General features: G+C 72.1%; 11 protein-coding genes and 1 rRNA gene. 5 read left to right on the top strand and 7 right to left on the bottom strand.

Annotated elements, in window-relative coordinates; genetic code table 11:
* The first annotated feature begins 190 nt into the window (after positions 1 to 190).
* The 5 genes from rrf to ABEA34_RS19795 all read left to right on the top strand — a co-directional run bounded on the left by rrf (position 191) and on the right by ABEA34_RS19795 (position 3,846).
* Positions 191 to 307 (top strand): 5S ribosomal RNA (gene rrf, locus ABEA34_RS19815).
* A gap of 83 nt (positions 308 to 390) precedes the next feature.
* Positions 391 to 1,410 carry a tetratricopeptide repeat protein gene (locus ABEA34_RS19810; RefSeq protein WP_345523265.1) on the top strand — a complete coding sequence of 340 codons (1,020 nt, stop codon included), beginning with the start codon at positions 391 to 393 and terminating at the stop codon, positions 1,408 to 1,410.
* A gap of 58 nt (positions 1,411 to 1,468) precedes the next feature.
* Complete coding sequence (locus tag ABEA34_RS19805) at positions 1,469 to 2,272, top strand: PP2C family protein-serine/threonine phosphatase (protein WP_345523263.1); 804 nt, start codon at positions 1,469 to 1,471, stop codon at positions 2,270 to 2,272.
* Positions 2,269 to 3,198 (top strand): alpha/beta fold hydrolase, encoded by a 930-nt coding sequence (locus ABEA34_RS19800; protein ID WP_345523262.1) that lies wholly within the window; start codon positions 2,269 to 2,271, stop codon positions 3,196 to 3,198. Before ABEA34_RS19805 ends, ABEA34_RS19800 begins: the two co-directional genes overlap by 4 nt.
* 114 nt (positions 3,199 to 3,312) lie before the next feature.
* The gene (locus tag ABEA34_RS19795; RefSeq protein ID WP_345523261.1) at positions 3,313 to 3,846 is read left to right on the top strand and encodes a DUF3145 domain-containing protein; all 534 of its coding nucleotides are present in this window, start codon (positions 3,313 to 3,315) and stop codon (positions 3,844 to 3,846) included.
* Positions 3,847 to 3,852: 6 nt separating this feature from the next.
* Here ABEA34_RS19795 and ABEA34_RS19790 read toward each other — a convergent pair whose 3' ends face one another.
* The 7 genes from ABEA34_RS19790 to ABEA34_RS19760 form a co-directional block, all read right to left on the bottom strand.
* Positions 3,853 to 4,353, bottom strand: a complete 501-nt coding sequence (locus ABEA34_RS19790) for a hypothetical protein (RefSeq protein WP_345523260.1) — start codon at positions 4,351 to 4,353, stop codon at positions 3,853 to 3,855.
* 41 nt (positions 4,354 to 4,394) lie between these two features.
* Positions 4,395 to 5,825 carry an acyl-CoA carboxylase subunit beta gene (locus ABEA34_RS19785; RefSeq protein WP_345523259.1) on the bottom strand — a complete coding sequence of 477 codons (1,431 nt, stop codon included), beginning with the start codon at positions 5,823 to 5,825 and terminating at the stop codon, positions 4,395 to 4,397.
* Positions 5,825 to 7,087: a beta-ketoacyl-[acyl-carrier-protein] synthase family protein gene (locus ABEA34_RS19780; protein WP_345523258.1), complete on the bottom strand. Its 1,263-nt coding sequence runs from the start codon at positions 7,085 to 7,087 to the stop codon at positions 5,825 to 5,827. The genes ABEA34_RS19785 and ABEA34_RS19780 overlap by 1 nt, the downstream gene beginning before the upstream one ends.
* Positions 7,088 to 7,113: 26 nt before the next feature.
* Positions 7,114 to 7,359, bottom strand: coding sequence for an acyl carrier protein (locus ABEA34_RS19775; RefSeq protein ID WP_028645031.1), 246 nt, complete (start codon positions 7,357 to 7,359; stop codon positions 7,114 to 7,116).
* A 52-nt stretch (positions 7,360 to 7,411) separates the two neighbouring features.
* Entirely contained in the window at positions 7,412 to 8,413 is a 1,002-nt protein-coding gene (locus ABEA34_RS19770; RefSeq protein ID WP_425576898.1) for a beta-ketoacyl-ACP synthase III, read from the bottom strand.
* On the bottom strand, positions 8,410 to 9,594 hold the full coding sequence (locus ABEA34_RS19765) for an acyltransferase domain-containing protein (RefSeq protein ID WP_345523255.1): 1,185 nt from the start codon (positions 9,592 to 9,594) through the stop codon (positions 8,410 to 8,412). The genes ABEA34_RS19770 and ABEA34_RS19765 overlap by 4 nt, the downstream gene beginning before the upstream one ends.
* A 95-nt stretch (positions 9,595 to 9,689) precedes the next feature.
* Positions 9,690 to 10,874: a PucR family transcriptional regulator gene (locus ABEA34_RS19760; RefSeq protein WP_345523253.1), complete on the bottom strand. Its 1,185-nt coding sequence runs from the start codon at positions 10,872 to 10,874 to the stop codon at positions 9,690 to 9,692.
* Between the last annotated feature and the right edge of the window lie 64 nt (positions 10,875 to 10,938).

Genomic DNA, 10,938 nt, shown 5'->3' with positions numbered 1-10,938 from the left:
GGTACTAATAGGCCGAGGGCTTGTCACACAAACCCTCAACAAAGACTCACAACGCGCAGACGAACAACTACATGTTCGCGTCCACAATCCAGAACCACAGGCTGACACGTATCAGTACACAACTGAACAACGAGCTTGGCCGATCCGACCACGGTGACAACACACCCGTACCCGGATCGACCGCAAGAGTTACGGCGGCCATAGCGAAAGGGAAACACCCGGTCCCATCCCGAACCCGGAAGTTAAGCCTTTCAGCGCCGATGGTACTGCAACCGAGAGGTTGTGGGAGAGTAGGACGCCGCCGGACATACACTCAGTAGTAGAGGCCACCGTAAGGTGGCCTCTACTCATTTCAGCACCTTTGCACGACGAACCCAGGAGCAGACACCCGTGGCCGAGCAACGTCGCAGCCAGCGCCCGTCAGGTGACGGGCCCCGCCGAAGCGGTGGCCGTCCGAGCACCGGCGGCAAGCCGGCCGGAGGCAAGCCGACGGGAGGCAGGTCCGCCGGCAGCAAGCCGGCAGCGGGCAGCAGCCGGGACAAGTCGGCGAAGTCGAACGAGCGCTCGACGAAGTGGACGCCGGACGAGGGTCGCTCCACCGGTAAGGGCTCGTCGCGCAGCACCGGGCGTCCTCCCGGCGGCGGCAAGGGCCCGGACCGCCGCAACTCGGACCGCTCGGCACCTCGTGGGGGCGCCGGTCGTGAGAAGCCGGCCCGCACCGTCGACCAGGCGACGTACGACGGCCCCGAGCTGCCGTCCGAGGTCACCGGTGCCGAGCTGGACCACAGCATCGCCGCGCAGCTGAAGGGCCTCCCCGAGAAGCTGGCCAACCGGGTGGCACGTCACCTGGTCGTGGCCGGCATGCTCGTCGACTCCGACCCGGAGCTGGCCTACCAGCACGCGCTGGCCGCTCGTGCCCGCGCGTCGCGCATCGCGGTCGTGCGAGAGGCAGCCGGTGAGACGGCGTACGCCGCTGGCCACTACGCAGAGGCTCTCGCCGAGCTGCGCGCCGCGAAGCGGATGAACGGCGCGACGGCGTACCTCCCGATCATGGCCGACTGCCACCGCGCCCTGGGCAAGCCGCAGGACGCGCTCAAGCTGGCGAAGAGCCCGGGCGTCGCGAACTTCGGCCCCGAGGCGAAGGCCGAGATGACGATCGTCGAGGCCGGCGCCCGCCGGGACCTGGGGCAGATGGACGCCGCGCTGCGCACGCTCGAGCTCGCGCCGCTCATGTCCAAGAGCCGGTCGCCCTGGGTGGTGCGGCTGCGGTACGCCTACGCCGACGCCCTCGCGGCAGCCGGTCGCGAGCAGGACGCGCTTGCGTGGTTCCACCGCACCTACTCGATCGACTCCGAGGAGCTGACCGACGCCTCCGAGCGCGCCGAGGCGCTGGAGAAGCAGCTCGGCTGAAGGTTTCCCGGTCGACGCCCCGGGCAGGATCGAGGCGGACCACGCGAGGAGGACGGACATGCTGCGTTTCTCGGGTGCTGGCGTCAGTGACGTCGGACGGGTCCGTCCGCACAACGAGGACTCCGCCTTCCACGGTCCCTTCGTGGCCGTCGTCGCCGATGGCGTCGGCGGCGCAGCGGCCGGTGAGGTCGCGTCCGCCACCGCGGCGTACGTCGTCGCCGCGACCGCGCTGGCGAGGTTCGGCGACGACCCCGTCGAGGTGCTGGTGCGCGCGATCGAGGACGCCCACGAGTGCCTGCGCGCTGGCGTCGCCGCCGACGAGGAGCTCGCCGGGATGGCCACCACGCTGACCGCGGTGGCGAGCGACGGGACGAGGGTCGCGCTGGCGCACGTCGGCGACAGCCGCGCCTATCTCCTGCGGGACGGCACGCTGAGCCAGATCTCCTACGACCACACCTACGTCCAGCACCTCGTCGACACCGGTCAGCTCGATCCCGCGGACCGCTTCGGCCACCCGTGGGGCAACGTCGTGCTGCGCTCGCTGGACGCCGGTCCTGATCGGTCCTTCGACGTGACCGACCTCGAGGTTCGCCCCGGCGACCGACTGCTGCTGTGCAGCGACGGCCTGACCGACCTGGTGCGCGACGACCGGATCGCCGAGGTGCTCCGGCTGACCGACCCGCACTCCGCGGCCGCCGTGCTGACCCAGTCGGCGCTGCTCGCGGGCGGCAAGGACAACATCACCGCGGTCGTGCTCGACGTCGTGGACGGGCCCCTCGTCGTCGGTGACGGGCGCCTCCTCGGCGCCCTGGCCGAGATCGGCAACGTGGTCGACCCGGCCGCCGTACGGCTGGTCCGTTGAGCGACCTCAAGCGGCCCGCCCTCGAGGGCAACGTCGCCGTGCGCGGCGACCGCCGGATCAGCTTCGCGGAGTACGGCTCGCGCCGCGGTCCCGCGGTCATCTGGATGCACGGGACGCCCGGCGCTCGCCGGCAGATCCCGGTCGAGGCCAGGGAGTACGCCGAGCGGCGCGGTCTGCGGCTGATCGGGCTGGACCGACCCGGGATCGGGTCGTCGACCTCGCACCTCTACCCGGACGTCCTCGACTGGACCCGCGACCTCGAGCTGGTGCTCGAGACGCTGGGGATCGACACCGTCCGGATGATCGGGCTCTCCGGCGGCGGGCCGTACGCGCTGGCGGCCGGGGCCGCGCTGCCCGACCGGGTGCACGGCATCGGCGTGCTCGGCGGAGTGGCGCCGACCCGCGGCGTCGACGCAGCGACCGGCGGCGCCGTCCAGCTCGCCGTGCAGCTGGCCCCGGTGCTCTCCGTGGCCCGGGTGCCGCTCTCGGTGGCGCTCACGCAGACGATCCGGCTCGCCCGCCCGCTGGCCGGACCGGCGCTCGACCTGTACGCCGCGGTGCAGCCGCCGGGTGACAAGAAGCTGCTGTCGCGGCCGGAGTTCAAGGCGATGTTCCTCGACGACCTGCTCAACGGCAGCCGGTTCCAGACGTCCGCCCCCATCAACGACCTGATCCTCTTCACGCGGCACTGGGGCTTCGAGCTGGCCGACGTCGCGGTGCCGGTGCGGTGGTGGCACGGGGACGAGGACCACATCGTGCCGTTCCGGCACGGTCAGCACGTCGTCGACCGGCTCCCGGACGCCCGGCTGACCGCGATCGACGGGGAGAGCCATCTCGGTGGGCTCGGCATCGCCGAGGACGTCCTCGCGTCGCTCATGGAGCTCGGCCCACGGCGTACGGCGCCGACACGGGCACGCTCACGCTGAACGCTGGCGTTCTCGCGCCCCATGAGCCACAATGGCTCCACAACTACATGCGTGTCACTCACACCTCGTTCCATCTCCGGGAGACCGCTGGGGAAGGCGCATCTCGCGCCGGAGATGAAGGAGGACCCGGTGACCGCTAGCACTGCAACCCGCACTGCGACGAGAGGCGTCCTGTACGCACACTCGGCGCCGTCCGCGCTGTGCCCGCACATCGAGTGGGCCGTCGGCGGCGTCCTCGGCATGCCCGTGAGCCTGGACTGGACGCCGCAGCCGGCCCAGCCCGGTGCCTACCGGGCCGAGCTGTCGTGGTCCGGCGCGCCCGGGTCCGCGGCCGCCATCGCCTCGGCCCTGCGCGGCTGGAACCACCTCCGCTTCGAGATCACCGAGGAGGCGACGGCGTCCTCCGAGGGGTCGCGCTACTCCTTCACGCCCGAGCTCGGCGTCTTCCACGCGGTCACCGGCCTGCACGGCGACATCATGATCCCCGAGGACCGGCTCAAGGCTGCGGTCGTGAAGGCCGCGCTCGGCGATACCACTCTGCTGGTCGAGATCGACAAGCTGCTCGGCAAGCCCTGGGACGACGAGCTCGAGACGTTCCGGCACGCGGGCGACGGCGCTCCCGTGCGCTGGCTGCACCAGGTGGTCTGAGCCTGCTCAGCGCGGTCGCTTCAGGCGGAAGTGGGACGGCTCCAGCCAGACCTTGTGCTCCTGGCCGGTGGCGCCGTACCAGTGCAGCAGCGCGCGGATCGTGAACCTCCCCGGTCGGGTGGAGTAGCGGCAGAAGCGGAAGTGCGTGCGGTTCGCTCGGGGGTCCGACTCCGCGATGAACGTGCCCGAGGCGAGACCCTCGCCGGTCGGGTCGCGCAGGAACGTCTCGAGCGTCCAGTCGTCGGTCGGCGGCGTGATCCGGTAACGGTAGGGGTAGTTGTGGCAGCCCCGTCGCAGGGTCCCGTCGGGAGCCGCGGTGCGGCCGTAGTCGGCGCGCTTGCGAGGGGCTGGACCGGGATCCGGGGACGGCTGCTGCCCGAGCAGCGTGCCGACGAGCGTGGTGATCGGCTCGGCCGGATCGGCGGCCGCCGCAGTCGGGGCTCCGAGCAGCCCGATCGCGACGCCGGCTCCGGCCAGGACGGCCGTGGTGCGTGTGACGCGCGTCATAGGTAGTCCAACGCAGGACCACCGGAGGGGTTACGGGAGGCTCAGAGCGGGATGTTGCCGTGCGCGCCCCGGCGGACGCCGACCGACTGCACCGCTTCCTCGATGGCCCGCGCGATCGCCGAGCGGGTTTGCGACGGCGACACGACCTCGTCGACGACACCGATCTCGACGGCCTTGTCCACGCCGCCGGCGATCCGCTCGTGCTCGGCGGCCAGCTCGGCCTCGACCTGCGGGCGGATGTCGGGGGAGACCTCGGCCAGCCGGCGACGGTGCAGGATCCGGATCGCGGCGACCGCGCCCATGACGGCGACCTCCGCTCCCGGCCAGGCGAAGACCTTGGTGGCGCCGAGCGAGCGCGAGTTCATGGCGATGTAGGCGCCGCCGTACGTCTTGCGGGTCACGAGGGTGACTCGGGGGACCACGCACTCGCCGAACGCGTGCAGGAGCTTGGCGCCGCGGCGGACCACGCCGTCCCATTCCTGTCCGACGCCGGGCAGGTAGCCGGGGACGTCGACGACCACGACGAGCGGGACGCCGAAGGCGTCGCACATCCGCACGAAGCGGGACGCCTTCTCGGCCGACAGCGAGTCGAGGCAGCCGCCGAGCCGCAGGGGGTTGTTGGCGACGACGCCGACCGTGCGGCCGCCCAGGCGACCCAGCGTGGTGACGATGTTGGGGGCCCAGCGGGCGTGCAGCTCCTGGCCGGTGCCCTCGTCGAGGATCGCCTCGACGAGGGGGTGCACGTCGTACGCGCGCTTCTTGGACTCGGGCAGGATCGCCTCGAGGTCGCTGTCGGTGACCTCGTCGACGGCCATGCTGCCCTGGGAGCCGAGGAGCGACGCGACGTCGCGGGCACGGTCGAGCGCGTCGCGCTCGGAGTCGGCGAGGATGTGGACGACGCCGGAGCGTCGGCCGTGGGGCTCAGGCCCGCCGAGGCGGAGCATGTCGACGTCCTCGCCGGTGACCGACCGGACGACGTCCGGACCGGTGACGAAGATGCGGCCCTCGGGGCCGAGGATCACGACGTCGGTGAGGGCGGGGCCGTACGCCGCGCCTCCGGCGGCCGGGCCGAGCACCACCGAGACCTGCGGGATCTTGCCCGAGGCCTGCGTCATCACCTGGAAGATCCGGCCCACGGCGTGCAGGGACAGCACGCCCTCGGCGAGCCGGGCGCCTCCGGAGTGCCACAGGCCGATGATCGGGATGCGGTCGGTCATCGCACGGTTGTAGGCGTCGACGACAACCCGGCAGCCGAGGTCACCCATCGCGCCGCCCATGACGGTCGCGTCGGAGCAGAAGGCGACGGCACGGGTGCCGTCCACGTCGCCGATCGCGGCCAGCATCCCGGAGTCGTCGTCGGGGGTGATCAGCTCGAGGCTGCCCTCGTCGAAGAGCGCGGTCAGCCGGTGCACCGGGTTGCGCGGGTCCTCCTCGCGAGGGAGCTTCGCGGGCTTGGCGGCGACGGCCGTCATCAGACCGACCCGAAGATGACGGCGACGTTGGCGCCACCGAAGCCGAAGGAGTTGTTGAGCGCGGCGATGTCGCCGAGCGGCAGGTCGCGCACCTTGGTGGCGATGTCCAGCTCGACCTCGGGGTCCTGGTTGTCCAGGTTGATCGTCGGCGGGGAGATCCGGTGGTGCAGGGCCAGGACGGTGGCGATCGCCTCGAGGGCGCCCGCGCCGCCGAGCAGGTGCCCGGTCATCGACTTGGTGCTGGTCACCACGACGTCGGTGGCGTGGGCCCCCAGCGTCGCGTGCAGCATCAGGCCCTCGGCGATGTCGCCCTGTGGGGTCGACGTGGCGTGGGCGTTGACGTGCGCGATCGTGTTGGGGTCGATCTCCGCCTCGTGCAGGGCGCGGAGGATCGCCCGCGAGCCGCCGCGGCCGGCCGGGTCGGGCTGGGCGATGTCGTGGGAGTCGGCGGTGATGCCGGCGCCGAGGACGGTGGCGTAGATGCGCGCGCCGCGGGCCAGGGCGTGCTCCTCGGACTCCAGGACGAGCACGCCGGCGCCCTCGCCGAGCACGAACCCGTCACGCGCGGTGTCCCAGGGCCGGGAGACGGCAGTCGGGTCGCCGCCGGCCTCGCCGCTGGCGGTCTTGGAGAGCGCCATCATGTTCGCGAACGCCGCCATCGGCAGCGGGTGGATCGCGGCCTCGGTGCCGCCGGCCACGACCACGTCGGCACGGCCGAGGCGGATCTGGTCGATGGCGAGGGCGATGGCCTCGTTGCCGGAGGCGCACGCCGAGACCGGCGTGTTGACCGCCGCGCGCGCTCCGACGTAGAGGCTGATGTTGGCCGCCGGTGCGTTGGGCATCAGCATCGGCACGGCCAGGGGAGAGACCCGGCGCGGGCCCTTCTCCTTGAGCGTGTCGTAGTTGGCGAGGAGCGTCGTGACGCCGCCGATGCCGGAGGCCATCGCGACGCCGACCCGGTCACCGTCGAGATCGCCGGCCGCCTGGGCGGCGTCCAGGCCGGAGTCGGCCCAGGCCTCCATGGCGGCGACCATCGCGAACTGGGACGAGCGGTCGAGGCGGCGGGCCTTGACCCGCTCCAGGACCTCGGTCGGCTCGACCGCGATCCGGCCGGCGATCTTGACCGGCATCTCCTCGGCCCACTCATCGGTCAGGAACCGGACCCCGGACCGCCCGTTGATCAGGGCGTCCCAGGTGCTGGCCACGTCACCCCCGACGGGGGAGGTGGTCCCGAGACCGGTGACGACGACTCGCTTCGACATGGTGCTCCTCGCGGTGGGTGGAACGCTCAGGCCTGCGCGCGCTCGATGAAGGCGACGGCGTCGCCCACGGTCTTGAGGTTCTTGACCTCGTCGTCCGGGATCGAGACGCCGAACTTCTCCTCGGCGGCGACGACGACCTCGACCATGGACAGCGAGTCCACGTCCAGGTCGTCGACGAAGGACTTGTCGAGCTGGACGTCGTCGGCGTCGATGCCGGCGACCTCGTTGACGATCTCGGCGAGGTCGGCGCGGATCTCTTCGGTGGTAGCCATCAGGCGGTTCCTTTTCTAGTGGGGTGGTTCCGTCGGTGGTGCGGGTGGAGCGTCAGGGGACGGTGACGACCTGCGCGGCGTACGCGAGGCCGGCGCCGAAGGCGATGAGCAGGGCGGTGTCGCCACTCTTGGCGTCACCCTCCTCGATCATCCGGTCGAGGGCGAGGGGGATGGACGCAGCCGAGGTGTTGCCCTGCTCGGCGATGTCGCGGGCGATCTTGACCCGCCCGGGCAGCTTCATCGCGCGTGCCATGGCGTCAGTGATGCGCATGTTGGCCTGGTGCGGGACGAAGACGTCGAGCTCGTCGAGGGTGACCCCGGCGCGGTCGAGGGCCTGCTGCCCGGTCTTGGCCATCTGGTACGACGCCCAGCGGAACACCGCGTTGCCCTGCATCACCAGGTGCGGCATCTCGGGTCGCTCGGAGACGACGACGTCGCGCCAGTCCTCGCGCTGGCGGATCAGATCGAACTGCTCGCCGTCGGAGCCCCACACGACCGGCCCGATGCCCGGTTGGTCGCTGGGTCCGACGACCACGGCCCCCGCGCCGTCGGCGAAGATGAACGCGGTGCCGCGATCGCCGATGTCGGTGAGCTCCGAGAGCCGCTCGACGCCGATGACCAGGGCGTAGCCAGCGCTGCCGCCCCGGACCATGTCGGAGGCGAGCGCGACCCCGTGGCAGAAGCCGGCACAGGCCGCCGAGATGTCGAACGCCGCGGCCTGGTCGGTGCCGAGCTCGAAGGCGATCGCAGTGGCGATCGCAGGGGTCTGGAGCATGTGGGTGACGGTCGCGACGATGACGCAGTCGATCTGGCGAGCATCGATCCCGGCCCGCTCGAGCGCCGTGCGGGACGCGGCGACCGACATCATCTGCACGGTCTCCTCGGCGGTCGCCCACCGGCGCTGCTTGATGCCCGAACGCTGCTGGATCCACTCGTCGCTCGAGTCGATCGCGTCGACGACGTCGGCGTTGGGGATCACACGGCTCGGCCGGTAGGCGCCGATGCCGAGGATCGCGGCGTGCGCAGGGCCCTGGGCCGCCCGGATCGCCATCAGTAACCGCCCTCGGGGTGCAGGCGCAGCAGCGGTTGTCCGGGTGACACGAGGTCGCCGTCGTGGACGAGCCACTCGACGATCTCGCCTCCGTGGGCCGCGGTGATCGTGGTGCGGTCGCGCAGGCTGGCGACCTCGCCGATCGTGGCGCCGGCACCGAGCACGTCGAGCGCCTCGGCCTCGGCGGAGATGTGGAAGGTGCCCTTGGCGGGGGAGACGACCATCCGCCAGGTCGGGGTGGTGTTCATGCCCGAGGCCTCGCCGTGCTTGGCGCAGAACTCGCGGGCCGCGTCGAGCTGGTCGGGGGTCTTGAGGGCGAACGTCTCGACGCCCTTGAGGGCCCGCTTGGCGATGCCGGTGAGCGTGCCGGCGGGCGGCATCTCGAGGATGCCGGTGACGCCGAGGTCCTCCATGGTCTCCAGGCACAGGTCCCAGCGGACCGGGCTGGCGATCTGGCCGACGATCCGGGCGAGCACCTCGCGGCCGTCGTGGATGACCTTGCCGTCCCGGTTGGAGATGACCCGGGTGCGCGGGTCGTGGACCGAGACAGAACGGGCAAGGCCGGCGAGATGGCCGACGGCCGGCTCCATGTGGTGCGTGTGGAAGGCGCCGGCGACGCTCAGCGGCATCAGCCGCGCCTTCGTGGGGGGCTCGTCGGCGAAGGCCTGGAGCTGCTCGAGGGTGCCGGCGGCGACGATCTGGCCGGGGCCGTTGTCGTTGGCGGCGGTGAGACCGTGCTTGTCGATGGCCGCGAGGACCTCCTCGCGGTCGCCGCCGAGGACGGCGGTCATGCCGGTCGGCGTACGCCCGGCGGCCTCCGCCATCGCCTTGCCGCGTTCCCGCACCAGCACCATCGCCTGCTCCGCGGTGATCACCCGGGCGCCGGTGATGGCTGCGATCTCGCCGACGCTGTGACCCGCGACGGCGCCGATCTGCTCGAAGACGTCGGCCGGGTGGGGGAAGACCTCGAGCGCGGCGACCAGGCCGGTCGCGACCAGGAGCGGCTGGGCGATCTCGGTCTGGCGGATGGTCTCGGCGTCGGCCTTCGTGCCGTAGTGGGCGAGGTCGATACCGGCGACGGTGGAGAGCCAGTCGAAGCGCGAGGCGAACCGCGGCTCAGCGAGCCAGGGCTCGAGGAATCCGGGAGTCTGGGCACCTTGGCCGGGAGCGACGATGACGAGCACACGACCACTCTGCCGCGAAGGTGGGCAGGATCTCGCCTGCGGCCCGCACGAAAGCACCCGCCAGTCTTTGTAGGGTTCCCACAAACAGGGGTGTGCTACGAGGTGCGGCCGGAGAGCCGCCCGAGGACCAGGGCGATCTCGAGCGTGAGCGCCTCGCGCGCATCGGTGGGGGAGAAGCCGGTGAGCTCCGCGACCTGCCGCAGCCGGTAGCGGACCGTGTTGGGGTGCACGAACAGGTCGCGGGCGGTCGCCTCGATCGACGAGCCCTGCTGGAAGTACGACGAGATCGTCTCGATCAGGGTGCCGCGGGAGTTGAGGAGGGGCAGGTAGATCTCCTCGACCAGATGGCGACGGGCGTGTCCGTCACCGGCCAGGGCACGCTCGGGCAGCAGGTCGGCACTGCGGACCGGTCGCGGCGCCTCGGGCCAGCCGGGCGCCGCCCGGTGGGCCGCCAGCGCCGCCCGTGCCGAGATGTGAGCCTGGCTCAGGTCGTCGGCCACCGGCCCGACGACCACCGGCCCGGGGCCGAACTGCTCCACGACGGCGGCCGCGCCGGCCCGCGCGTCGACCACGCCACCGAGGACGACCACCAGACGGTCGCCCTGGACGGCACAGAGTGCGTCCATGCCACCGGCCCGCGCAGCCCGGCGTACCTCCTCGAAGCTCTCGCTCTCGCGGCGCTGGGCGCTGGCGCTGCCGAGCACGACCGCGACGTCCCCGCGGCCGGCCCAGCCGAGCGCGCTCGCCCGGGAGAGCAGCGCCTCGTCGGCGTCCGAGCGCAGGACGGCGTCCACCACGAGCGCCTCGAGGCGGGCGTCCCAGGCACCGCGGACCTCCGCCGCCCGGGCGTAGACCTCGGCGGTGGCGAAGGCGACCTCACGGGCGTAGCGGAGGACGGCCGCACCGACGTCGGCCGCGTCGGCGGGGTCGAGCATCTCCTCGAGGTTCGCCTCGACCACGTCGATCGAGAGCCGGACCAGGTCGACCGTCTGCTGGAGGTTGATGACGCCGGCCAGGGCGCGGGGCGCGACGCCGAAGACGGAGGACACCATCTCCCCGCCTGCGGGGGCCGGCTCGTCACCGGCGCGGTACCAGTCGACGAACCCCCGGATGCCCGCCTGCACGATGCTCGAGACCCAGGAGCGGTCCTCCGCGCTGAGCGCGCCGAACCAGGCCATGTCCTGGTCCATCCGCGCCGTCGCCGCGGTGGCCAGCGCGCCGGTCGCCCGCTGCAGCGCCTCGGCGGCGCGTTCGTGCGACGAGGCGGAGGGGGAGGACACCCAGCGAGGCTATTGCACCAGGCCCGGAATCGGGATGGCCGCGTTAAACCCCGGTAAATCAAGG

Source organism: Nocardioides conyzicola (assembly GCF_039543825.1).
GTDB classification, from domain to species: domain Bacteria; phylum Actinomycetota; class Actinomycetes; order Propionibacteriales; family Nocardioidaceae; genus Nocardioides; species Nocardioides conyzicola.
The sequence above is the reverse complement of the archived record's forward strand: the minus strand, read 5'-3'. Positions and strand labels throughout refer to the sequence as shown.